This window comes from Pseudomonas sp. SK2 (assembly GCF_016772395.1).
GTDB classification, from domain to species: domain Bacteria; phylum Pseudomonadota; class Gammaproteobacteria; order Pseudomonadales; family Pseudomonadaceae; genus Aquipseudomonas; species Aquipseudomonas taiwanensis.
On record NZ_CP061944.1, the window covers coordinates 1,910,644 to 1,933,465 of the forward strand.

At 62.7% G+C, this 22,822-nt stretch carries 21 protein-coding genes and 1 tRNA gene; 14 read left to right on the forward strand and 8 right to left on the reverse strand.

The window, feature by feature from the left end; genetic code table 11:
- Positions 1-22: 22 nt before the first annotated feature.
- On the reverse strand, positions 23-2,632 hold the full coding sequence (acnB, locus tag IF103_RS08470; RefSeq protein WP_023379691.1) for a bifunctional aconitate hydratase 2/2-methylisocitrate dehydratase: 2,610 nt from the start codon (positions 2,630-2,632) through the stop codon (positions 23-25).
- 404 nt (positions 2,633-3,036) lie between these two features.
- Here acnB and IF103_RS08475 point away from each other — a divergent pair, with 404 nt between their 5' ends.
- On the forward strand, positions 3,037-3,516 hold the full coding sequence (locus IF103_RS08475) for a DUF1289 domain-containing protein (RefSeq protein WP_023379692.1): 480 nt from the start codon (positions 3,037-3,039) through the stop codon (positions 3,514-3,516).
- A gap of 103 nt (positions 3,517-3,619) precedes the next feature.
- On the opposite strand, the gene queD is transcribed toward IF103_RS08475, so the two are convergent.
- Positions 3,620-3,976, reverse strand: coding sequence for a 6-carboxytetrahydropterin synthase QueD (gene queD, locus IF103_RS08480; protein ID WP_015269720.1), 357 nt, complete (start codon positions 3,974-3,976; stop codon positions 3,620-3,622).
- Positions 3,977-4,030: 54 nt separating this feature from the next.
- A complete protein-coding gene (locus IF103_RS08485; protein ID WP_104881970.1) occupies positions 4,031-5,110 on the reverse strand; it encodes a patatin-like phospholipase domain-containing protein in 1,080 nt (359 codons plus the stop codon).
- A gap of 199 nt (positions 5,111-5,309) precedes the next feature.
- Here IF103_RS08485 and IF103_RS08490 point away from each other — a divergent pair, with 199 nt between their 5' ends.
- The 5 genes from IF103_RS08490 to IF103_RS08510 all read left to right on the forward strand — a co-directional run bounded on the left by IF103_RS08490 (position 5,310) and on the right by IF103_RS08510 (position 9,290).
- Positions 5,310-5,618 (forward strand): PepSY domain-containing protein, encoded by a 309-nt coding sequence (locus IF103_RS08490; RefSeq protein WP_023379696.1) that lies wholly within the window; start codon positions 5,310-5,312, stop codon positions 5,616-5,618.
- Complete coding sequence (locus IF103_RS08495) at positions 5,618-5,932, forward strand: PepSY domain-containing protein (protein ID WP_023379697.1); 315 nt, start codon at positions 5,618-5,620, stop codon at positions 5,930-5,932. Before IF103_RS08490 ends, IF103_RS08495 begins: the two co-directional genes overlap by 1 nt.
- Positions 5,933-6,601 carry a response regulator transcription factor gene (locus tag IF103_RS08500; RefSeq protein ID WP_027907729.1) on the forward strand — a complete coding sequence of 223 codons (669 nt, stop codon included), beginning with the start codon at positions 5,933-5,935 and terminating at the stop codon, positions 6,599-6,601.
- A complete protein-coding gene (locus IF103_RS08505) occupies positions 6,598-7,929 on the forward strand; it encodes a sensor histidine kinase (protein ID WP_202676020.1) in 1,332 nt (443 codons plus the stop codon). Before IF103_RS08500 ends, IF103_RS08505 begins: the two co-directional genes overlap by 4 nt.
- Before the next feature lie 215 nt (positions 7,930-8,144).
- Positions 8,145-9,290: an HPP family protein gene (locus tag IF103_RS08510; RefSeq protein ID WP_023379701.1), complete on the forward strand. Its 1,146-nt coding sequence runs from the start codon at positions 8,145-8,147 to the stop codon at positions 9,288-9,290.
- Here IF103_RS08510 and IF103_RS08515 read toward each other — a convergent pair.
- Positions 9,264-10,130, reverse strand: a complete 867-nt coding sequence (locus IF103_RS08515) for a LysR family transcriptional regulator (RefSeq protein ID WP_027907730.1) — start codon at positions 10,128-10,130, stop codon at positions 9,264-9,266. The two genes, IF103_RS08510 and IF103_RS08515, sit on opposite strands and share 27 nt — an antisense overlap.
- A gap of 180 nt (positions 10,131-10,310) precedes the next feature.
- On the opposite strand from IF103_RS08515, the gene IF103_RS08520 reads away from it, so the two are divergent.
- Entirely contained in the window at positions 10,311-12,200 is a 1,890-nt protein-coding gene (locus IF103_RS08520; protein WP_104882686.1) for a propionyl-CoA synthetase, read from the forward strand.
- Positions 12,201-12,377: 177 nt separating this feature from the next.
- Here IF103_RS08520 and zapE read toward each other — a convergent pair whose 3' ends face one another.
- Positions 12,378-13,457 (reverse strand): cell division protein ZapE, encoded by a 1,080-nt coding sequence (gene zapE / locus IF103_RS08525; RefSeq protein ID WP_202676021.1) that lies wholly within the window; start codon positions 13,455-13,457, stop codon positions 12,378-12,380.
- A gap of 182 nt (positions 13,458-13,639) precedes the next feature.
- Here zapE and IF103_RS08530 point away from each other — a divergent pair, with 182 nt between their 5' ends.
- Positions 13,640-14,065 (forward strand): DUF1810 domain-containing protein, encoded by a 426-nt coding sequence (locus IF103_RS08530; RefSeq protein ID WP_023379705.1) that lies wholly within the window; start codon positions 13,640-13,642, stop codon positions 14,063-14,065.
- A gap of 180 nt (positions 14,066-14,245) precedes the next feature.
- Positions 14,246-14,320, forward strand: a tRNA-Gln gene (locus tag IF103_RS08535).
- A 73-nt stretch (positions 14,321-14,393) separates the two neighbouring features.
- Here the strand turns inward: IF103_RS08535 and IF103_RS08540 are convergent.
- The 3 genes from IF103_RS08540 to IF103_RS08550 are packed head-to-tail and all read right to left on the reverse strand — an operon-like array spanning position 14,394 to position 19,516.
- On the reverse strand, positions 14,394-16,781 hold the full coding sequence (locus IF103_RS08540) for a hybrid sensor histidine kinase/response regulator (protein WP_023379706.1): 2,388 nt from the start codon (positions 16,779-16,781) through the stop codon (positions 14,394-14,396).
- A gap of 13 nt (positions 16,782-16,794) precedes the next feature.
- Entirely contained in the window at positions 16,795-17,256 is a 462-nt protein-coding gene (locus IF103_RS08545) for a response regulator (protein WP_023379707.1), read from the reverse strand.
- Positions 17,257-17,269: 13 nt separating this feature from the next.
- Complete coding sequence (locus tag IF103_RS08550) at positions 17,270-19,516, reverse strand: ATP-binding protein (protein ID WP_023379708.1); 2,247 nt, start codon at positions 19,514-19,516, stop codon at positions 17,270-17,272.
- Between the two features lie 279 nt (positions 19,517-19,795).
- On the opposite strand from IF103_RS08550, the gene IF103_RS08555 reads away from it, so the two are divergent.
- The 5 genes from IF103_RS08555 to IF103_RS08575 are packed head-to-tail and all read left to right on the forward strand — an operon-like array spanning position 19,796 to position 22,760.
- On the forward strand, positions 19,796-20,323 hold the full coding sequence (locus tag IF103_RS08555) for a Csu type fimbrial protein (RefSeq protein WP_027907733.1): 528 nt from the start codon (positions 19,796-19,798) through the stop codon (positions 20,321-20,323).
- Positions 20,324-20,351: 28 nt separating this feature from the next.
- Entirely contained in the window at positions 20,352-20,888 is a 537-nt protein-coding gene (locus IF103_RS08560; protein WP_023379710.1) for a Csu type fimbrial protein, read from the forward strand.
- A gap of 18 nt (positions 20,889-20,906) precedes the next feature.
- The gene (locus IF103_RS08565; RefSeq protein WP_023379711.1) at positions 20,907-21,437 is read left to right on the forward strand and encodes a Csu type fimbrial protein; all 531 of its coding nucleotides are present in this window, start codon (positions 20,907-20,909) and stop codon (positions 21,435-21,437) included.
- A 3-nt stretch (positions 21,438-21,440) separates the two neighbouring features.
- Positions 21,441-21,944: a Csu type fimbrial protein gene (locus IF103_RS08570; protein ID WP_023379712.1), complete on the forward strand. Its 504-nt coding sequence runs from the start codon at positions 21,441-21,443 to the stop codon at positions 21,942-21,944.
- 39 nt (positions 21,945-21,983) lie between these two features.
- Entirely contained in the window at positions 21,984-22,760 is a 777-nt protein-coding gene (locus IF103_RS08575) for a fimbrial biogenesis chaperone (RefSeq protein ID WP_023379713.1), read from the forward strand.
- Positions 22,761-22,822: the final 62 nt, after the last annotated feature.

Here is a 22,822-nt window from a genome sequence, read left to right on the forward strand (position 1 = left end):
CTTTTACATCTTACAACTCAGCTTATGCCTGGACCACTGGGATCTTGGCGTTGGCTGCCGCTTCGCGGAACTCGGCGATCTGGTCGAAGCTCAGGTAGCGGTAGACGTCGGCAGCCATGCTGTCGATGTCTTTGGCGTACTGCATGTACTCTTCGACGGTCGGCAGCTTGCCGATGATCGAAGCGACAGCAGCCAGCTCGGCCGATGCCAGGTACACGTTGGTGGCGTCGCCCAGACGGTTCGGGAAGTTACGGGTCGAGGTGGAGACCACGGTCGAACCGGTCTGCACACGTGCCTGGTTACCCATGCACAGCGAGCAGCCTGGCATTTCCATGCGCGCGCCAGCCTTGCCGTAAATGCCGTAGTAGCCTTCTTCGGTCAGCTGGTGAGCATCCATCTTGGTTGGCGGAGCCAGCCACAGGCGGGTCGGGATGCCGCCCTTGACTTTGTCCAGCAGCTTGCCGGCAGCGCGGAAGTGACCGATGTTGGTCATGCACGAACCGATGAACACTTCGTCGATCTTCTCGCCTTGTACCGAGGACAGCAGGCGGGCATCGTCCGGGTCGTTCGGCGCGCAGAGCACAGGCTCCTTGACTTCGGCCAGGTCGATTTCGATGATTTCGGCGTATTCGGCATCGGCGTCGGCCGACAGCAGCTCAGGCTTGGCCAGCCAGGCTTCCATCGCCTGGGCACGGCGCTCCAGGGTACGGGCGTCGCCGTAGCCTTCGCCGATCATCCAGCGCAGCAGGGTGATGTTGGACTGCAGGTACTCGGCGATGGCCTTCTCTGGCAGCTTGATGGTGCAACCTGCGGCAGAACGCTCGGCCGAGGCGTCGGACAGCTCGAAAGCTTGCTCGACGGTGAGGTCGTTCAGGCCTTCGATCTCGAGGATGCGGCCAGAGAAGATGTTCTTCTTGCCCTTCTTCTCGACGGTCAGCAGACCCTTCTGGATGGCGTAGTAAGGGATGGCGTGAACCAGGTCACGCAGGGTGATGCCCGGTTGCAGTTTGCCCTTGAAGCGCACCAGTACCGACTCAGGCATGTCCAGCGGCATGACGCCGGTAGCAGCAGCGAAGGCTACCAGGCCGGAACCGGCCGGGAACGAGATGCCGATCGGGAAGCGGGTGTGCGAGTCACCACCGGTACCGACGGTGTCCGGCATCAGCATGCGGTTCAGCCAGCTGTGGATGATGCCGTCGCCTGGGCGCAGCGACACGCCGCCACGGGTGCGGATGAAGTCTGGCAGGGTGTGATGGGTGGTGACGTCGATCGGCTTCGGATAGGCCGCGGTGTGGCAGAAGGACTGCATGACCAGGTCGGCGGAGAAGCCCAGGCATGCCAGGTCTTTCAGCTCGTCACGGGTCATCGGGCCAGTGGTGTCCTGGGAGCCGACGGTGGTCATCTTCGGTTCGCAGTAGGCACCTGGGCGTACGCCTTGGCCTTCTGGCAGACCGCAAGCGCGGCCGACCATTTTCTGGGCCAGGGTGAAGCCCTTGCCGGAATCGGCAGGCTGTTCTGGCTTCTTGAACAGGTCCGAAGCACCCAGGCCCAGTTCGGCACGGGCTTTCTCGGTCAGGCCACGGCCGACGATCAGCGGAATACGGCCACCGGCACGAACTTCGTCGAGCAGCACTTCGGTTTTCAGTTCGAAGGTGGTGACCAGCTCGTCGCTACCGTGACGGCGTACTTCACCCTTGAATGGGTAAACGTCGATGACGTCGCCCATGGCCAGGTTGGTGCAGTCGAACTCGATCGGCAGGGCGCCGGCGTCTTCCATGGTGTTGTAGAAGATCGGGGCGATCTTGGTGCCGAAGCAGAAGCCACCTGCGCGCTTGTTCGGCACGTAAGGGATGTCGTCGCCGAAGAACCACAGCACCGAGTTGGTGGCGGACTTACGCGAAGAACCGGTACCGACCACGTCACCGACGTAGGCAACTGGGTAGCCCTTGGCCTTGACCGCTTCGATCTGGGCCAGCGGGCCGACCGAACCAGGCTGCTTCGGCTCGATGCCGTCACGGGCCATTTTCAGCATGGCCAGGGCGTGCAGCGGGATGTCAGGGCGAGACCAGGCGTCTGGAGCAGGGGACAGGTCGTCGGTGTTGGTTTCGCCAGGCACCTTGAACACGGTCAGGGTGTACTTCTCGGCGATGGCCGGGCGGGAGGTGAACCACTCGCCGGCAGCCCAGGATTCCAGGACGGCCTTGGCGTGAACATTGCCGGCCTTGGCCTTTTCGGCCACGTCGTGGAAGGCATCGAACATCAGCAGGGTGTGCTTGAGCTGTTCGGCCGCGACGGCGCCCAGCTCGGCGTCATCCAGCAGCGTGACCAGCGTTTCGATGTTGTAGCCGCCCTGCATGGTGCCCAGCAGCTCGGTGGCGTGCTTGCGGTCGATCAGTGGGGACTTGGCTTCACCCTTGGCGACAGCGGAGAGGAAAGCGGCCTTGACGTAGGCAGCTTCGTCGACTCCTGGCGGAACGCGGTGGGTGATCAGGTCTACGAGGAAGGCTTCTTCGCCGGCCGGCGGGTTTTTCAGCAGCTCGACCAGGCCTGCAGTTTGTTCGGCGTTCAGCGGCTGGGGGACGATACCCAGGGCGGCACGCTCTTCGATGTGTTTGCGGTAGGCTTCAAGCACAGTTATTACCCTCATCAGTGGTCCCTAAAGGGAGTCCGGGACGCTCATCCAGCATTCCCTGCACCCATGCGCGGAGCACGGCTTTTTGAGCCGTCCAGCCAGAGTCGCAGAGAATCCTTACAGAAGCTGCTTTCAAAGTTTTACGCCTGTAGAACGGAAGGCTGATGAGGGCTGGCTCGGGCATGTGGGTACATGGCCCGGGCCAACGCCGTTCTACCGGATGAACTGTGCTCGTGACGCTTTGAAAACAGCTTCCAACGGACATTGTTGCCTTGAAAAGGCGGGATGATTCTACGGCAAAAAAAGCCTGAAGGTAAGGCGGCGAATGTGACTTTAACGAGTGACCCTGGTTAGACAAAGGGCTAACATGGGCCAGTGTTCCATCGCCAAGCCGTTGTTTTTCCATGTCCAATCACGCCATCAAGACCCCTTGCGTCGGCCTGTGCTCCACGGTTTATGGAGACACGGTGTGCCGTGGCTGCAAGCGTTTCCACCATGAGGTGATCCACTGGAACGGCTACGACGACGAGCAGAAGCGCGCGGTCTGGATGCGTCTGGAGCAACTGCTGGCGCAGGTGATGATGGCCAAGCTGGAGGTGTTCGACAAACACCTGCTGCGCCAGCAACTGGTGCAGCGTTCGATTCGCTTCGTCGAACAGCAGTCGGAATATTGCTGGGCGTATCAGCTGATCGCGCGTGGGGCGCGGATGATTCGTGACGTCGAGGCCTACGGGATGGTGTTGCTGCCGGAGTTTCGCGACTGGGAACTGCCGCAGTTGCGCGATGCCATCGACCGGGAGTTCTTTCTGCTTTCCGAGGCGCATTACCAGCGGTACATCGCCCCAGGTTTCCTGCGTGATGCGCTAGAGGGCGGACAGGGCTGAAGCCGTGCAGTGAAGCTGCCTGATACATCGCCAGCAAGCCAGTTCCTACGAGGGGGCGCGTTTGTCCCGCAGGAGCTGGCTTGCCAGCGAAGGGGACGCCAGGTCAGTCCCCGGTATATTCGCAACCGCTGGTGCAGGTTTCGTGGATGCGTACCTTGGACAGCTCTGGCAGCAGCGGCTTGACCTGGTCCCAGATCCACTTTGCGATCACTTCGCTGGTCGGATTTTCCAGGCCTGGAATATCGTTCAGGTAGTTATGATCCAGTTGCTCGTAGATCGGCTTGAAGACTGCCTTGATCTCGGCGAAATCCCGGATCCAGCCGGTGTGCGGGTCGAGTGGGCCGGTCAGGTGCAGGCCGACCTTGAACGAGTGACCATGCAGGCGCCCGCACTTGTGCCCGGCAGGAACGTGGGGCAGGCGGTGGGCCGATTCGAACGTAAACTCTTTGAAGATTTCCACGACTGTCATAACTCTGTGTGAATCGATAATGCGCGCAGTCTACCAGCATGGCCGCTACAAGGCTTGCAGCTGTTCATGCAGCCGCCCGGTGGCAATCAGCTCCAGCAGTTCGTCGCCCAGGCGCTGGCTTTCGGCGATGGCCTTGTACCAGTAGCGCTTGCGGCTTGGCGCATCGCCCATGAAGCGCTTGAAGTCGTTACGGTCCGGCAGCTTGCCGTAGGGCAGCGCTGCCAGGTACTGCGGCGAGGGTGTCATCAGCAGTACGTTTTGCAGGCGCGTGCGGTCGCCCTTGCGCCAGGGCAGGACCTTGTCGAACCAGCCGGGCACCACCTTGTCGGTGAAATGGGGGTAAAGCACCAGGTCGTCGCCGCGGTAGGGCAGGTCCAGATGGTAGTCGAGCAGGCCGCCGTCGCGGTAGGTGCCGGTTCCGGCGCCGGGGATGTCGCGTACACCCTCCATGACCATCGGGATCGAGCCCGAGGCCAGCAGCGCATGGCGCAGGTTGCCCAGGTCGAGCGGCAGGCAGCGTGATGGGAAGTCGGTGAGCGCATCGAGCGGGGGTGTGGCGCGGCCATCATGGAGGATCACCCGCTCGAAGTGTCGACCCAGTCGCGAACGCCCGAGCAGATTGTCAGCGATGACCGACGACAGCCCCATCCCCAATCGACCACGGTGGTCATAAGCGAGCTGGCCGTGGCTTTTGACCACCAGGATATTCAGACGGTAGTGCGGGTTGGCGAGAATCTGGCCATCGCGCCCCTGCAGCAGGTCATCGAGCATGCGCTGGCAACTGCGGCTGATCTGGGCCGGGGTGACGCCCTTGGCGAAGTCCTGTTCGGTGTACAGCTCGCCCAGCAGGCGCAGGGCCGCGACCGGGTCGTCCAGGCAGGCACTGGCGAAGCGCCACGAGCCGATCGACGCACCGATCAGCGACCGCTGGCGCGGCGCCGAGGGCAGCCACTGGCCGAACAATGCCAGGTCCAGCCCCTGGATACCCAGAGGTTTCGGGCCACCCGCGGCGCCGGGCAGCACGCCGACATCGGCCGCCTGCAAGCCACGTTCGCGGATCTGCCGCAGGGCACGGGTGCCGGCCTTGAAGGTCAGGGCGGGGTACTTGATGTGGATGGCGCTCATTGAGGTTCTCGCTGGCAACAAGCGGGTCATTATAGAACCATCGCTCGCAGGTCCGGCGCTTTCCCACACCGGCTCTGCATCCGCGGGGCGCAAGGGGAAACATGCGCTATCATGGCGCCAGCTGTTTTCAGGTTGAATTAAGGACCGCTGGGTAATCTTAACCCCGTAGACAACTTGAACATCTCCAAGGAGAGAAACGATGAAAACCTTGACTGCCCTGTTCGCCGCCGCTGCCCTTGCCCTGGGCGCCAATGCCGCCTTCGCCAAGGACGTTCAGCCTGACGAAGTGGTCAAGCTGGTTAGCGAAAAGACCATCAAGTCGCTGGATGAACTCAAGGCAGCTGCCGTTGCCAAGCATCCAGGCGCTACCGTGACCGACTCCGAACTGGAAAACGAGTACGGCCGTTACATCTACAAGGTCGATCTGCGTGATGCGCAGAACGTCGAATGGGATGTCGACCTGGATGCCAAGACCGGTGAAGTGCTGAAGGACGAGCGGGACAACTGATGATCGCGTTACCGCGGCCGGCGCGTTACCTGGCGCTTTCGCTGCTGGCCGTCTGCTCCCTGGCCGTTGCCCGGGATCTGGATCAGGACGAAGCCCTGGAGCTGCGCCAGAAGGGCATCATCCTGCCGCTCGAGCGACTGCTCGAAACCGCCCTGGGGCGTCACCCCGGGGCGCGTTTGCTGGAGGCCGAACTGGAAGAAGAGGACGACCGCTACGAGTACGAGGTCGAGCTTTTGACCACCGAAGGCGTGGTGCGTGAAATCAAGCTCGATGCCACCTCCGGCGCCCTGCTCAAAGACGAGGAAGACGACTGAATGCGCCTGTTGCTTGTCGAGGACAACGTACCGCTGGCCGATGAACTGATCACCAGCCTGCAACGCCAAGGCTATGCCGTGGACTGGCTGGCCGATGGCCGTGACGCGGTGTACCAAGGCCAAAGCGAGCCTTACGACCTGATCATTCTCGACCTTGGCTTGCCAGGGTTGCCGGGCCTTGAAGTACTGGGCCAATGGCGTGCCGCTGGCCTGGTCACGCCTGTGCTGATTCTAACCGCCCGGGGTTCCTGGGCCGAGCGTATCGAGGGCCTGAAGGCTGGGGCCGACGATTACCTGAGCAAGCCGTTCCACCCTGAAGAATTACAGCTGCGCATCCAGGCCCTGTTGCGTCGTGCCCGTGGCCTGGCCAACCAGCCCACGCTCGAAGCGGCCGGCCTGCACCTGGACGAGAGCCAGCAGTGTGTGAAGCGCGATGGGGTGGATATCCCGCTGACCGCAGCGGAATTCCGCTTGTTGCGTTACTTCATGTTGCACCCGCGGCAGATCCTGTCCAAGAGCCACTTGGCCGAGCATCTGTACGACGGTGAAACCGAGCGCGATTCCAATGTGCTGGAAGTACACGTCAATCATCTGCGGCGCAAACTGGGTCGCAGTGTGATCGAGACCCGCCGTGGCCAAGGGTACCTGTACGCCGGGAGCGCCGAGTGAAGTCGATCCAGGCGCGCCTGAGTCTGGGCCTCGTAGCAGTACTGGTGGTGGTGGGCGTGGCGCTCGCTCAGTTGACGCTGTGGCTGTTCGAGGTGGGGCTGCAGCGCTACCTGGAGGCGGGCCTGCGCAAGGAAAGCGAGAACCTGCTGGTGGCGATGGTGCGCGGGCCGTCCGGCTTGCAGCTCGATGAACGACGTATTTCCGCTGCTTACCAACGGCCATTTTCCGGCTACTACTTTCGTATCGACTTCGACCAAGGCACCTGGCGCTCGCGCTCGCTGTGGGACCTGAACATGCCCAAGCCCGCTGCGCCGGGTCTGTCGGACAGCCATGCGCTAGGGCCAGAAGGCCAGCAACTGCTGGCGTTGCGTGCGGATTATCGGCGCCTTGGACAGGACGTCTCCATCAGCGTGGCCCAGGACTATTCCCCGGTGCGCGAGGGCTTTCGGCGAATGCAGCAGATCGGCCTGGGCATTGGGCTGGTGGCGCTGGTGCTGATCCTGGTGTTGCAGCGGGTCACGGTCACCCGGTCGCTGCGACCGCTGGAGCGGGCACGCCAACAGATCGCCCAGCTGCAACAGGGCCAACGTACGCAGCTGGATGCTGAAGTGCCCACCGAGCTGGCGCCGCTGGTCGACCAGATCAACCACTTGCTGAGCCACACCGAGGACAGCCTGCGCCGTTCGCGCAACGCCCTGGGCAATCTGGGGCATGCCTTGAAAACGCCGCTAGCGGTGTTACTCACCTTGGCGTCCAGCGAGCGCTTGAAGGATTTGCCCGAGGTGCAGGCGCAGATGCGCGAACAACTCGAGCAGATCCAGCAGCGTCTGGCCCGGGAGCTAAACCGGGCGCGCCTGGCCGGGGACGCACTGCCGGGTGCGCAGTTCGATTGCGATGCCGAGCTGCCAGGGCTGCTCGGCACGCTGGCCATGATCCATGGCGAGGGTTTGTCGCTCGTGCATGAGGTGCCGCCTGGGCTGCTGTTGCCGTGGGACCGCGAGGACTTGCTGGAGCTGCTGGGCAATTTGCTGGACAACGCCTGCAAATGGGCCGACAGCGAGGTCCGACTGTCGATTGCGCCGACGCCTGAGGGGTATCGGATCTGCATCGACGACGATGGCCCTGGGATTCCCGAAGGGCAGCGCCAGCAGGTGTTGGAGCGGGGTTCGCGGTTGGATGAGCAGGTCGACGGGCATGGCCTGGGGCTGGGGATCGTGCGCGACATCGTCGAAGCCTGGGGCGGGCAACTGGCCTTGCTGGAGAGCCCCCTGGGCGGGTTGCGGGTCCGCCTCGAACTACCACGCAAGACAGCGCTGATAACCGGCTGACGCGCCTGCAGGTATCAGCTTGCCGAGCGTGGGGCCGTATCAGCACTGCAAAAAAATTGCAGTACAGCCGCATTTTTTTGAATTGGTCCAACCCCTGGGCATCCCTGCACAATGAAACGCTGCAGTTTCCATCTCTCCATGGATGGCTTCCAGGGCCCAGGCCGCTGCGGCTGGGCTTCCTTTTCAACCCAAAAAACATGACCCCCATTACCTGAATGTCTGCCTCGTCTTCTGAAAGCCGTCTGAGCAGGCTGTTGCCTGCCCCCTTGAACATTCCTCCCCAAGAGTGGCTGCGCGCCGCCTTCGGTGCACTGCTTGGCCTGTTCCTCGCCGGTTGGTTGACCAGCCTGGCCTATGGCCCTGGGATTGCCTTGCACTTGCTTGGGCCCTTGGCCGCCTCGGCGGTACTGGTATTCGCCGTGCACTCCGGGCCCTTGGCCCAACCCTGGTCGGTGGTGGGCAGCTATGCCCTGGCGGGTGCCGTGGGTCTGGCCATGCGCCAGGGCTTGGGTAGCGAACTGTGGGTAGCGGCCGTCGCCCTGGGGCTGTCGTTGGTGTTGATGTGCTTGCTGCGTTGCCTGCACCCACCGGGTGGTGGCGTGGCGGTGAGCGCAGTGCTGGCCGACGCGGGATTGACCGCCCTGGGGGATCATCTGCTTGAGCCGGTGCTGCTCGATGCCTTGATCCTGGTGACGGTGGCGGTGATCTACAACCGCATGACCGGTGTGCGCTACCCCAAGGGTGCAGCACCGCGCAATGAACCGCACCACACGCACGACCCGCTGCCCAGCCAGCGTGTCGGCGTCAGCAGCCAAGACCTGGACCAGGCACTGGACGAATTGGGCGAGTTCGTCGACGTCACCCGCGACGAACTGCAACGCATCATTCTCGCCACCGAGCAAAACGCCTTGCAGCGCAGTCTTGGTGGTATCACTGCCGCCTCGGTGATGTCCCGTGACGTGCAGTTCGCCACACCCGACACCACCCTGGAGCAGGCCTGGGCCATGTTGGCCAGTCACCACTTGAAAACCCTGCCCGTACTGGAGCGAGGCAAGCTGGTGGGCATCGTCAGCCTCAGTGACCTGGTCGGCCCGGCCATGCAGCGCGGGCGGTTCGGTTGGCAGGGTCTGTTCGGTCGCAAAACCGTGCGTATGGCTCAGGTCATGAGCCGTCGTGTGGTCAGCGTGAGCGGGCAACACCCTCTTGAGCGCCTGCTGCCACTGCTGTGTGAGCAAGGCCTGCATTGCTTGCCAGTGCTCGAGGGGGAGCGTCTGGTGGGGGTGGTCACCCAGACCGATCTGATCGCCGGCCTCAAGCGCCAGATTCTCAACGGCTCAGATCAGCGGGTCCCAGCGTTGTGACCAATCGCTGGCGCCGGCAGCCACCAGCCGGCGCAGCAGCGCGAAGGACTGCTGCAGGGCTTCGCTGTCACGCTTGCGCGGGTACACCAGGAATGTCGGATAGGTGAACTCCGGTGCCTGAGGCACCCGCTCGAACACCCCGCTGTCCAGGTAGGCCTGGACCACGCGCGTCCGGAAGTAGCCGCTGCCACCCTGGTCGAGAATGAACTGCAGGGCCAGCGGCCCCAGGTTGAAACTCAGGGCTGGGCGCGCGCAGTCAGGCAGGGCGGCATCATGCTGGCGGCGGAAGGCTTCGCCCCAGTCGATGTAGATGTAAGGCTCTGGCCGATCGACGCGACGCACGCGGATCAGCTTCTCTTCCATCAATTGCTCCACTTGCAGCCCTGGGCCGTAGGTCGGCTGGTACACCAGGGCCGCGTCGAGCAGGCCCATTTCAACCTTGCGCAGCAACGACTCGCCGTCGCTGACCTCGCTGTGGATGGCATGGCTGGGTAGCTCACGGTGCAGGGCGCTGACCCAATCGAGCAGCATCGGGTTGCCCAGACTTACCTCGGCACCGATATGCAGCACCTGCTGGCAGCCTTCGGGTAGCGGCAGGTCGCGCCGCGCCGCCTCCCAGGTCTGCACCAGTTGGTTGGCGTAGCTGACGAAGGCTTCACCGTCGCTGGTCAGGCTGGCACCGGTTCGGCTACGCACGAACAGTTGGCAGCCCAGTTGTCGTTCCAGGCGCTGCACCCTCGCGGTTATGGCCGTCTGCGACACGAACAGGCGTTCGGCAGCGGCCACCAGGCTGCCGCACCGCACGATTTCCAGAAATGTTCGGGCCTGATCGATATCCATGGGCTGCTCGGTGACTGAAGGGGCGGCCTATTCTAGAGGCTTTGCACTGTTATGGGGCGCAATTGCGTTGTCTGCAAATTTGCAGGTCGGTTGTGACTTTAGTCCCATGGCGGCCCCGGCGTGCGGGTCCATACTCAATATCCGCCCTTCAATAACAACAAGTACCGGGTTTCCTTCGCCATGACTTACCAGCACAGCTACACCCATTCCATTTCCGACCCTGCTGCTTTTTGGTCCGAACAGGCCGAACGGCTGGCCTGGCACCGCAAGCCTTCCCTAACCCTGCAACAGAACCCTGATGGCACCCACCGCTGGTTCGCCGACGGTCGCCTGAACAGTTGCTACCTGGCCCTGGACCATCAGATCGAGCAGGGCCGGGGCGAGCAACTGGCGCTGATATACGATTCGCCGGTCACCGGCGTGAAGCAAAGCTTCACCTACAACCAGTTGCGCGATGAGGTGGCACGCCTGGCCGGACTGCTGCGTGAGCTGGGCGTGGGCAAGGGTGACGGCGTGATCATCTACATGCCCATGGTGCCGCAGGCGGCCATGGCCATGCTCGCCTGTGCGCGTATCGGCGCGGTGCACTCGGTGGTGTTCGGTGGCTTTGCCGCCAATGAACTGGCCTTGCGTATCGACGATGCCCGGCCAACGTTACTGCTCACGGCCTCGTGCGGATTGGAGTTCGATCGGGTGATCGAGTACAAGCCGCTGGTCGATCGTGCCTTGCAACTGGCCAGGCACCAGCCCAGGCAGGTGTTGGTGCTGCAACGTCCGCAAGCGCGTGCCGAGCTTCAGGCAAGGCGCGATCTTGACTGGAACCAGGCCCTTGTCGACGCCAAGCCGGTGCCCCCGGTGGAGCTGGAAGCCGGCGACCCGCTTTACATCATGTACACCTCCGGAACCACTGGAAAACCCAAGGGCATCGTTCGCGAGAACGGTGGCAATGCGGTCGCCTTGTGCTACGCCATGCGCCATATCTATGGCATGCAGGCTGGCGATGTGTGGTGGGGCATCTCCGACGTGGGTTGGGTGGTGGGCCATTCGCTGATCGTCTACGGCCCGCTGATGAATGGCTGCACCACGGTGTTCTATGAAGGCAAGCCGATTCGCACGCCGGATGCTTCGGCCTACTGGCGCGTGGTCGAGGCGTACAAGGTCAACGCCTTGTTCTGTGCGCCGACGGCGATGCGTGCGATCCGCAAGGAGGATCCGGACGGAGAACTGATCCGTCGTCATGACCTGAGTTCGCTGCGCCACCTGTTCCTGGCGGGTGAGAAGCTCGACTCCAGTACCCACGAGTGGCTGGAACGGGTCAGCGGAAAACCAGTGCACGATCACTGGTGGCAGACCGAAACCGGCTGGCCGGTGACCGCCCCCTGCGTGGGCCTGGAAGGCAGCGCGGCGCGGCCTGGATCCAGCAACCGAGCGGTACCCGGCTACAACGTCCGCGTGCTGGATGACGAAGGGCGCCTGCTTGGGCCGAATCATCAGGGCTCGATCGTCATCGCATTGCCGCTGCCGCCGGGTTGCAGCCAGACGCTATGGGGTGATCACGAACGTTACCTGCAGGCTTACCTACGGACTTATCCGGGGTATTACCACACCGGTGATGGCGGCTATCTGGACGATGACGGCTTCGTCTACATCATGGGGCGCACCGATGATGTGATCAATGTCTCCGGGCATCGCCTGTCCACTGGCGAGATGGAGGACCTGGTGGCACGACATCCCGCAGTGGCGGAATGCGCGGTGATCGGCGTGCATGACGAGATCAAGGGCCAGGTGCCGTTGGCGCTGGTGGTGCTCAAGGACGGGGAGGGCATTGCCGAGTCGCAGCTGCTGGTCGAGCTGGTCGGCAGTGTGCGTGAAGAGATTGGCGCGCTGGCGTGCTTCAACCGGGTACGCCTGGTCAAGCGCTTGCCCAAGACGCGTTCAGGGAAAATCCTGCGGGCGGTGCTGCGCAAGATCGCCGATGGCCAGGACTATGTGCCGCCGTCGACCCTGGATGACCCAGCGGTGCTGGGGGAGATCGAAGCAGTGCTGGCCGACTTGCCACGGGCTGGTTAGATGCTATCGTGCCGCAGAGCCCTGGCTTCGGTGTCACGATGGCTGGGGCTCTGCGCAGCTCTTTCGCGACGCGGGGCCGCGTCCACATGGACCGTGTGCCGTGTCGGCCTTGGGTGACCGGTGCACTAGCAGCAGCTGGCTTGCACGCGGTAGGGTCAGCGAGCGCAACACAAGAAGCTAGTCGCGATCCGGTCCGACTTGATGCAACTGCCCCAGGCGGCTACGCGTGCGCATCAGGTCGGCGAGCGTGCCACCGAGGCTGTCGGCCAGTGGTCGCTGGCCGATGACCGTCAGTTGCTTGTCCTGGTCATACAGCACATCCACCAGGTTGGCGAAGCGTTGCTGCGCGGCCAATGAACACTCCGACAAATCATCCAGCCGGTCGATGATCCATTCATCGTACTGTTGCGTCAGCACCAGGTAGTCGATGACCGCTGTGGCGTGCTCGCACAAGTCCTCGAACGCGAACATCACTTGTCGGCCTGCTGTGGCTAACGCGCGCAGGGGGCGTTTGTTGACCTCCAGCATGATCGGTTGCAGCGCTGGCACGTTCAGCAGCCGGCGTTGTGCAGCATCGCCAGGCCATACAAAACTGCCGTAGGTGAAACGCTGGTGCTCGCGGTTGGCCGGCAGGCTACGAAAATCGGTATCGCCACTGACTTCCAGCACCTGCATTCGGCTGTTGATCAGGCGGATCACCGGCAGGAAACGTTCATGGTACAGCGGGTTGGGCAGCAGGCCCTCCGGCGCATAGTTGGAGGTTACCAGCAGGAAAATTTCGCGCTCGAACAAGGCGCTGAACAAGCGGTTGAGCAGCATGGCGTCGCCGATGTCGTGCACATGGAACTCGTCGAAGCACAGTACCCGGCAATCGCCCAGGAGCTCGTCCAGCGTCGCGCCCAGGGCGTCATCCAGGGCCCTGTGGCGATGCATGCCTTGGTGCAAGCGGGCGAAGAAATCGTGGAAATGCAGGCGCCGCTTGGCCTGCACCGGCACGGCCTGGAAGAAACCGTCGAGCAGCCAGCTTTTGCCACGGCCCACCGAACCATGCAGGTACAGGCTGCGAGGCTGGCCTTGCGCCAGTCGGGCCAGTTGCTCGGACATGCACTGGATGACCCTGCGTTGCCCCTCGCTGAGCTGGTAGCCACGGGCACTGGCCTTGTCTTCGAACCAGGCAAGCAACTCGCTGTCATTGGACATACCGGCGCGCAGGCGCTGGCCGAGCTGACGCAAAGGGGACGGAATCCAGGCGGGCAAGACGAAGCCTCCTTGGGCTATGGCAGGGCAGGGTGCAGTCTGCGGGAAGCCGTCTATTTTGACTAATAATGAAACTTGGAGGCAATCATCGTTGCAGGCGATGTATCGGATTGAGCTGAGGGGGATCGCTGAGCGCTCAGGGTTGCGGTGCAGCCCCCATCAATTGCAAGCGAGGTGCCCAGATGAGCGATGACTTTCAGTTGTCCCGCTTCGTGGACGCGCAGGAGCAGGTGTTCCCGCGTGTGCTGAGCGAGCTTGTGGCTGGACACAAGACCAGCCACTGGATGTGGTTCATCTTTCCGCAGCTCGATGGCCTCGGGCACAGCGCCATGGCCGAGCGCTACGCGATTTCCGGTTTGGCCGAAGCGCGGGCGTACCTGAACCATCCGCTGCTGGGCGCCCGCTTGCTGCAATGCATCGATGCGTTGCTGCCCCACACCGATAAGACAGCTCGCCAGATCCTTGGTCGGCCTGACGATCTGAAGCTTCGTTCCTGCCTCACGCTGTTCGCCCAGGTCGACCCGCATGACAGCGTGATCGACCAGGCGCTTTTGCAGTTTTATGCCGGGGAAGCCGATCCAGCTACCCTCGACTTGCTTGTGCGGTAGCTGGCGTTCGAATACCGAAAAACACTAACTCGCTGTTTTACTGCAATTTTTTTTGCACTAGGGGCTTCCCAGGTACGAATAATGTTGTTAAAGTGCCGCGCATTCCAAGACAACAACCCAGTTGTCACTCACTTGGAATTGTCAAAGTAACATCAAGTTAATGATCGTTACTTCCGATACAGGGGCGTCGCCAAGCGGTAAGGCAGCAGGTTTTGATCCTGCCATGCGTTGGTTCGAATCCAGCCGCCCCTGCCATTTTCCCGTAGAACATTCAAAGCTCAGTGCGGAGTCGATCGGCGCTGGGTAAAGTCGTTTCTGCGCATCATGCCTATCCTGGCATGCCGAGCAATTCCTTCAATATCCGCGCCAATTCCTCGGCCTGCACCGGTTTCTGGATCACCAGGCTGCCCGGCAACTCCAGGCCTTGCAGTTCGGCATAGCCGGTCAGGAACACCACCGGCAGGCGCGGGAAGCGCTCACGCACGGCCACGGCCAGCTGGGCACCATTGAATTCAGGCATGGCGAAGTCAGTCAGCAGCAGGTCGATGCCTTCGTCCAGTTGTGCCAGTGCCTGCTCGCCGTTGTGCGCTTGGCGCACCTGATAGCCGTACTGGCGCAACACATCGCCGATCATGTCGCGTACCAGATGGTCATCATCCACCAGCAGCACGGTTCGGTCCCGGCCGCTCTCGCTGACCGATGGTGCGATGCTGGCCACGATCGGCCTTGCCTCGACTTCTTGCTTGACCGCCGGCAGGTAGACCGCGACCTGGGTGCCGCGCCCTGGCTCGGTGTCGATGCGCACGCCACCGCCGGATTGCTTGGCGAAACCGAACACCTGAGCCAGACCCAGACCAGAACCCTTGCCGATGTCCTTGGTGGTGAAGAAGGGTTCGAAGACCTTGGCCAGCACCTCTTCACTCATGCCGCAACCGGTGTCGCGGATACTCAGCATCACGTATTCGCCAGGCTCTGGGTCTTCCGGACGTTGGGGACGTGCCTTGATCCGGGTGTTGCGGGTCGAGAGCGTCAACTGGCCGCCGTCGGTCATGGCATCGCGGGCATTGATCGCCAGGTTGAGGATGATCATCTCGGTCTGGGTCGGGTCGGTCAGCGCCTGCCAGAGGTTGGTGTCCAGGTCCAGGCGCACCGCGACATTGCCGCCCAGGGTGCGGCGCAGCAGTTCCTCCAGCCCGGCCAGTGTCTGGTTGAGGTTCAATGGGACAGGTTCCAGACGTTGACGGCGAGAAAATGCCAGCAACTGCGAAGTCAGCTTGGCGCCACGCTCCCCGGCTTCACGGATGTGGGTCAGGCGAGAGCGGGCTTTATCCATGTCGGCCTTGGCCAGGTCGCGCTCGAGGAAGGAGGCGCCGGTGAGAATCACCGTCAGCAGGTTGTTGAAGTCATGGGCGACCCCGGCGGTGAGCTGGCCGACCGCCTCCAGCCGCTGCATTTGCTGCAGTGCGGCCTCGATGCGCTCACGCTCGGTGATCTGTTCGCGCAGGCGGGTGTTGGCTTCTGCCAGACCCAGCGCGGACTCACGTTCGCTGGTGATGTCACGGGCTACCACATACAGCAGGGTGTCTTCAGGCACCACCACCCAAGACAACCAGCGCTGCTGTCCGCCAGCATGCTGGATGCGGCTGACGAAGCGGGCACTGGTGCGACCATGGGCCAGGGCCGCCAGTTCGGTGAGCAGGGTTTCCTGGTCGGCCTCGGGAAGCAGATGCAACAGCGAAACCTGGCTCAGACGCTCGCGGGAAAACCCCAGGCTGGCCTCCCATGCTGGGTTCAGCGCGACGGGGGTGAGGTCCTTGTTGAGCACTGCCAACAGGTCTTGGGACAGCTCCCAGGCGCGGTCGCGCTCGCGAGTGCGGCGTTCCACCCGCTCGCCGAGCATCTCATTGAGTTGCTTGAGCGCCTGGGTGGCCATGCGCTGGGTGTGGATGTCCTGCAGCACACCAGAAAAGCGTACACACCGGCCATCGACCCATTGACTCTGGCCGCTACTAAGCAACCAGCGGGGCTCCATGCCGTTGCGCAGGGCGATTCGGAATTCGACCCTGTAATGCCCGTCGCTGTCCGTGCAAAGGGCCTGGTTGACGGCGTCCCGGACCATTTGCAGGTCGTCGGGGTAGATGCCGGCGTAGAACACCTCAAGGTTCATCTCGGTGTCGGTGGGCAGACCGAACAGGGTCTTGCAACGGTCATCCCACAGCAGCACGTCTTCCTGGGGTCGATAATCCCAAGTGCCCATGCCTGCCGCGTTGATGGCGATGCGGGCCCGTGCCTCGACATCGGCCAGCGCTTCTTCGGCGCGACGCCGACGCTGGCGCTCCTGCACTTCGGTCAGGGCCCGGCGAACCGCCTTGGGCAGCAGTGGCAGGTTCTTCTTCAGCACGTAGTCGGTGGCACCCAGGCGGATCATTTCCACCGCATGCTCTTCACCGTAGATGCCAGACAAGAAAATGAACGGCACATCCGGCGCCAGGCGCTGGGCGATGGCCAGCACTTCGGTGCCCGATGAGCCGGGTAGCACGCAATCGCAGAGAATCAGGTCGTAGTCGTTTTCGCGCAGGGCATGTTCAGCCTCGGTATGGTTGAAGACCAATTGCGATTGCACCTGTAGCCCACTGCGTTCAAGGCGCACCAAGGTCAGCTCGGCATCCATCGAGCTGTCTTCGACCATCAGCAGTTTCAGCGGAGTCGGCAGCATGGTTGCGCTCGCCTCAATTGTTGCCACGGCGGTTCAGCCTCAGTGATCCGGGAGGTGGCTCGTTGAGCACGGCCCAGAACACGCCGAGGTCGGAGATCGCGGCAACGAACTCCTTGAACTCCACCGGTTTTACCACGTAGGCGTTGACTCCGAGTTCGTAGGCACGCAACAGGTCGGGCTCTTCCCGCGAGGAGGTCAGCATCACCGTGGGAATGCTGCGCAGCTCCGCGGTGGCGCGAACTTCCTTGAGCACTTCCAGGCCGTCGACCTTCGGCAGCTTCAGGTCCAGCAACAAGACGGCCGGGTTGCCATCGTCGCGCCCGGCATAGGCATTACGGCGCAGCAGGTAGTCAAGGGCATCGGCGCCATCGCGCAGGACAATGACTTCGTTGGCCAACTGGCTGCGCTCGAGGGCCAGAAGTGTCAGCTCCAGGTCACGGGGGTTGTCTTCGACCAGCAGGATAGGCTTGAGCATGGTTTCAGGTGCCTCAATAAATCGAGGGGTCACGTGGAAGGGTGAAATGGAATGCAGCGCCGTGGTCGATCTGGCCTTCGGCCCACACCCGGCCATCGTGGCGCTCGATGATGCGTCGCACACTCGCCAGGCCGATGCCGGTACCTTCGAAGTCTTCCATGCGGTGCAGGCGCTGGAACACGCCGAACAGTTTGTTGGCATAGGCCATATCGAATCCTACGCCATTATCGCGAATGCAGATCTCGATTTCTGTCGGGTGTTGCACAGCACTGATCTGGATTCGGGCCGGCGCTCGCCCGCGGGTATACTTGATGGCGTTGGCGATCAGGTTCTGCAAGGCCATGTTGATGAAGGCGGGGTCGGCGTGCACCTTTGGCAAATCGGCGATGTCCCAGACGATTTCCCGGTCTTTGTAGTCCGGCGCGAGATCGCTACGAATGGCGGTGATCAGGGCGTTGAGGTCAACGTCCGACAGGCGCAAGGCAGAGCGGCCCATCTGCGAGAAGTTCAGCAAGTTGTCCACTAGGCTGCCAGCGAACTGCGCTGCCTCGCCGATGTGCTGCAAGAACCGCCTGCCACGTGGGCTGAGGACTTCACCTTCGATTTCCCCAAGCAGTTCGCTGTACCCGGCAATGTGGCGCAGCGGCGCCCTCAGATCGTGGGACACACTATAGGAAAAGGCCTCCAGTTCCTTGTTGGAGCGACGCAGTTCGTTCGCCAGTTGTGCCAGCTCTTCAGCCTTGCGCAGGACGATGCCCAGCACCGCGGTGCGCAGCTCGACGACGCCTTCGATGAGCAGTGGGTCCCACGGTTCGCTGTAGCCACGCACCTCTTCCTGCCAGCGTTCGAAGCTGTGCCGCGGGTCGAGATTGCCCTGCGGGCCGATATGTTTTTCAGGGCGCCCGGCCCATTGCACGGTGCGAACCTGCTCGGTCCGGAACCACAGCAGGTAATGCGAATGGATCTGCGAAATCGCCACGGCCAGCACACCTGCGACGTGACGGGTGAGCTCGGGAAGTTCGTCGATGTCGCGGCCCACGTTGTCGCTATGGAATACCACTTCGTCATCCCGGGACAGCCAGTGCACCAGTGCAGTCACCTGCGCGACTGGTGGTGTCTGGCCGATGAGCTCGCAGCGTTCGGCGGAGATGACCGCAGCCCCGGTTGCACCGGCAAAGTCCAGCAGTACCTGCGGCAGTTGGTGCAGGCCCTCGCTGACACTGTCATGGTCGGCCATCGACGAAATCATCTGCACGATATGCTGGCGCAGGTCGAGCAGCATGCGGGTACGGGCATGGGATTCGCGTGACTCGATCTGCAGCGACAGCACGCTGGCCAGCAGTTCGCAGGCGGTGCGGGTGCGCAAATCCACGGGACGCGGCTGCGCATGGTGGCACGAAATCAGGCCCCACAGCTGATCATCGACCACGATCGACAGCGACATCGACGCCAGGGTGCCCATGTTGCGCATGTACTGCAGGTGCACCGGCGAAACGCTACGCAGGGTGGCGAAACTCATGTCCAACGTCTTGCCCGTGCGCGGGTTGGCGGCGGGAACCAGGTTTGCCGGCTGATAATGGGCGTCCTCGATCACCCGAATCCGGTTGACCCGGTACAACTCGCGGGCCTGGCGCGGAATGTCCGAGGCCGGGAAGCATAGGCCCAGGTAACTCGGATAACCGTCATCCGCCACTTCGGCCAGTACCTCGCCATTACCCTCGCCATCGAAGCGGTAGGCCTTGACCCGACCGAAGCCGGTGATGCGCTTGATCTGCTCCACCGACTGTTGCAGCAATGCCTGGAGGCTGCCGGCTTTGTGCAGGCTACCCACGAAACCCCGAACCAGCGGATAGTAGTCACCATGGGCTTCGAGGCCCTGCGGCGTGCGCAAAGGCTCGAACTCGGTAATCAGCACCTGGTCGTGACGATGGACCAACAAGCGCAGGACGTCGCCGTAGGGTGAACCAGGGCGCAGGCGCACATCGCCTATGTGAAACGGGAACACTTCCTGCGCAGGCAGCCGCGCAAGGTGCCCGCGCAGGTCGAAGGATCCGCTCATCAGGTCGGCGAACAGGCTGCCCAGCAGCTCCCTGGCCGGCACGCCCAACCAGCGTTCGGTATTGTCGCTGGCCTGAAGGACGCGCAGATCATGCTCGTCCAGCACCAGCAAAAACCCATGGGGCTGAATGCTGCCTGGGACCTGGATCGGCTCCTGGGCGCACCGCTCGAGGGCTTCGGCAAGCGCTTTGTCTAAAGTCATCGATGAAAACTCCTGTCCTTCTGCGCCCATGCATCGTGCATGCGTCTGATACAGGCTGTTGAATGGTGGTTAACGTAACAGAATGTAGGCCGCTTTACCGGCCCAATAGCTATTTGAGGCATGGGAAGCGTCGCGGGTTCGGTGTATGGGTAAATTTTCTTACTCATTTGGCACCACGTCGCGCGTCAGAGTTAATACAAAAGAGTGGCTCAAAGCCATCACGGGAACTGCATTCCGCTGCTACGCTGAAATCCAGCACATAAATACAAGGATAAAAGAGTGACGGAACGCCTTCTGGCCGCGCTGTTGGGCCTGCTGTTGAGCGGCAATGCCGTGGCGACTGACTTCCTTGTGGAAGTGCGGGTTCAGGTAGAGCGCGGTTGCATGCTGGTCAACCAGCAACGCGACGCCGGCGCGCAGGCCTTGGGACGAATCGATCTGGGGGCCGCCGCACGCCTGGACGGCCCAGGCACACCGTTGAGCGGCGTGCTGATCAGCCGGCGCCCCCCGCGCCTGGAATGCAATCCTGATACGCCGTATCAGGTGCGGGTCGATGGTGGCCAGCATGGCGGAGTCGGCGAGCTACGCTACCTGGCGAGCAACGACGGCAAGTCCCGTCCGATTCCTTATCGTCTATACCGGGATGCCGCTTGGCGCGAGCCGGTAGCGGCGGGTGTGCCGCACTCGGCACGGGTGCCTGACAGCGGCTCGGTGGCGCTTCCGCTCTACGCCCGTATCGACAGCCTGGCCTGGGTCCCGCGAGCGGGGCTTTACGCTGACATGCTCAAAGTCACAGTGACTTGGTAGGAAGCCCCATGACCAGGGACGCGACGCCATGAACCGAACCTCGATCTTGTTGCTTAGCCTTGGTCCACTGCTGTTGCCCAGTGGCATAGCCCATGGCACCACCACCGGGTTCATCCAGGCGCGCCTGGTCATCAGCACGGCCTGTCAGATCAGCAACGGTACCGATCAGCCCGCTACCCTGGCCAATCCGGGGGTGATGGATTTCGGCGCGCGCGGGCCGAGCTGGGACCAGCCGTTACGCGGGCGGGTGGACGAAGTGGGCGGTGAGGGCAGCCTGAGGATCAGCTGCACGCCTGAAGTCAGGGCATTCAACGTGCGAATCAATGGTGGCCTCAACGGTAGCGATGGTGTGCGTCGGCTCAGCAACGGCCGCGAAACCATCCCTTACCAACTGGCCTTGGACCCGGGTGGCAATAGCCACTACGGCATTGGCCAGGCACGCGCGTTCACCATCAGCAGCGCCCAGCAGATCCCGATTCCCATCTACGGCGTGGTGGTAGCGCAATCGCGCGCGCTGCCGGCCGGGCTGTATCGCGACACCCTGAGAGTGACTCTGGACTGGTAATCACGCAAGGAGACTCCGATGCGCACGACAATCACCCGTTGTATCCTCGCCGGCCTCGGATTGGCGCTGGCGTACCAGGCTCAGGCCGCCACGGTGACTGGCACCATCAGTGCGACGCTCACGCTGACTGCCGCGTGCCAGGTCAACGGCACTTCAGGCGACTCGGGGTTGAACTTCGGCTCCCTCAACTTCGGCAGCCAGGAAGCCCTGTTCACCAGCGCCAACGCGCAGGTGCTCGGTGGCGCCTCCGCGATGAGCATCCTCTGTTCGGCAGGCACCGTGCCGGTGATCAAGGTGCGCACGGGCACTCATGATGGCCAGTCCAGTGGTGGGACGCGAGCCTTGTCCGATGGCAATGGCAATTTCGTGCCTTACGACTTCTATACCGATGCCGGGCGCACCACGCTGCTGCCCATCGACGGCACCATAACCTTACCGACCAGCACAGGCGTGGCCCAGTCCGTCAACCTGTACGGTCAGGCACGGGGCAAGGCTGGCCTGCCGGCGGGGGTATATACCGACACCGTGGCGGTCGAGCTGTCGTTCTGAGTCATGCGTCCATGGACGAACATCTGCCTCGCGGGGGCGGGGGCGCTGCTGGCCGCGCCTTTGGATGCGGCGACCAGCAGCACATTCCAGGTTTCCGCACAAATCGTTGCTGGCTGCCTGGTGATCGGCGGCGCGACCAACTATGGCCTGCTGGATTTCGGTACCCAGTCGGCGTTGTCGACCAGCACCCTGAACACGTCCCTGGGCGGCACCACGGTGACGTTCCAGTGCACCCCGGGGGTGACCCTGAGCATGAGCCTGGACGGCGGCCAGAACTCCGCCAGTGGTACACGCAACCTCAAGCGCAGCGGTGGAAGCCAATTATTGGCGTATCAACTCTACAGCGATGCCGCCTACAGCCAGGTGCTGGGGATTGGGGCGAGCCTAAACGTCAGCTACGCCGACCCCACCGCGATCAAGTTACCGGTCTATGGCCGGACGCTGTTGAGCGGCACCTTGCCAGCCGGCATCTACACCGACGTGGTGCAGGTGACGGTGACCTGGTGATGCAGCCGGCAACCATGACAAGCAATCAAGGAGAGCAGTATGGCGTCAGGCGCGAAGTGTGCGCGAGGATTGATCGGGGGGTTGCTGCTGGTCTGTTTGCCGGCTGGGGCGGCCACCTCGGTGCTGATCTGGCCGATCGACCCGGTGCTGGAAGCGGGCCAGAAAGCCGGTGCGCTGTGGTTGGAAAACCGCGGGACGGCGCCGGCAAGCCTGCAGGTTCGAGTATTCGCCTGGCGCCAAGGCGATTACCAGGAGCAGTTCCAGGCCCAGCGCGACATCATCGGCAGCCCGCCCGTGGCCACCATCGCGCCGGGGCAGAAGCAACTCGTACGACTGACCCGCACCGGCAGTTCACCTGCCGGCCAGGAGCAGGCATACCGCATCATCATCGATGAAATCCCTTCGCCGCTGCCCACCGACAATGCCAGCCAAGGCACCACCGCGGCCATTCGCCTGCAGATGCGCTATTCGGTGCCGTTGTTCGTCTACGGCGAGGGTTTGTGGGGCAAGCCAGATCCCGAGGGCAAGCGCAGCGTCGACAGTGTCGGCAAGCCGCAACTGAGTTGGCGTGCGGTCACGATACAGGGCAAGCCCTATGTGGAGTTGCGCAACACTGGCCCTGTCCACGCACGCCTGACGGATGTGGTGGTACAGCAGGGCAGTCAGGCCAAGCCGCTGGCCGAAGGCTTGCTGGGCTATGTGTTGCCGGGTGCCAGCATGCGTTGGCCGGCACCACTGGCGCCGAACGCTGGCAGTGTGCTCAAAGGGCGGATCAATGGCCAGGAAGTGGCCGAGGCTATCCGTCAGGGCCAATGAATCTTCAGCTGATTGCTAGGCAGTGGCCAAGGGGGCCCCGGCAATGGTTGGAAACCGTGCGT

Bases quoted from the DNA above. Each gene is read 5' to 3' on its own strand.
- IF103_RS08475 (WP_023379692.1), top strand. From the start codon at position 3,037: ATGTCCAATCACGCCATCAAGACCCCTTGCGTCGGCCTGTGCTCCACG.
- IF103_RS08485 (WP_104881970.1), bottom strand. From the start codon at position 5,110: ATGAGCGCCATCCACATCAAGTACCCCGCCCTGACCTTCAAGGCCGGC.
- IF103_RS08490 (WP_023379696.1), top strand. From the start codon at position 5,310: ATGAAAACCTTGACTGCCCTGTTCGCCGCCGCTGCCCTTGCCCTGGGC.
- IF103_RS08495 (WP_023379697.1), top strand. From the start codon at position 5,618: ATGATCGCGTTACCGCGGCCGGCGCGTTACCTGGCGCTTTCGCTGCTG.
- IF103_RS08500 (WP_027907729.1), top strand. From the start codon at position 5,933: ATGCGCCTGTTGCTTGTCGAGGACAACGTACCGCTGGCCGATGAACTG.
- IF103_RS08510 (WP_023379701.1), top strand. From the start codon at position 8,145: ATGTCTGCCTCGTCTTCTGAAAGCCGTCTGAGCAGGCTGTTGCCTGCC.
- IF103_RS08515 (WP_027907730.1), bottom strand. From the start codon at position 10,130: ATGGATATCGATCAGGCCCGAACATTTCTGGAAATCGTGCGGTGCGGC.
- IF103_RS08520 (WP_104882686.1), top strand. From the start codon at position 10,311: ATGACTTACCAGCACAGCTACACCCATTCCATTTCCGACCCTGCTGCT.
- IF103_RS08530 (WP_023379705.1), top strand. From the start codon at position 13,640: ATGAGCGATGACTTTCAGTTGTCCCGCTTCGTGGACGCGCAGGAGCAG.
- IF103_RS08540 (WP_023379706.1), bottom strand. From the start codon at position 16,781: ATGCTGCCGACTCCGCTGAAACTGCTGATGGTCGAAGACAGCTCGATG.
- IF103_RS08545 (WP_023379707.1), bottom strand. From the start codon at position 17,256: ATGCTCAAGCCTATCCTGCTGGTCGAAGACAACCCCCGTGACCTGGAG.
- IF103_RS08550 (WP_023379708.1), bottom strand. From the start codon at position 19,516: ATGACTTTAGACAAAGCGCTTGCCGAAGCCCTCGAGCGGTGCGCCCAG.
- IF103_RS08560 (WP_023379710.1), top strand. From the start codon at position 20,352: ATGAACCGAACCTCGATCTTGTTGCTTAGCCTTGGTCCACTGCTGTTG.
- IF103_RS08565 (WP_023379711.1), top strand. From the start codon at position 20,907: ATGCGCACGACAATCACCCGTTGTATCCTCGCCGGCCTCGGATTGGCG.
- IF103_RS08570 (WP_023379712.1), top strand. From the start codon at position 21,441: ATGCGTCCATGGACGAACATCTGCCTCGCGGGGGCGGGGGCGCTGCTG.
- IF103_RS08575 (WP_023379713.1), top strand. From the start codon at position 21,984: ATGGCGTCAGGCGCGAAGTGTGCGCGAGGATTGATCGGGGGGTTGCTG.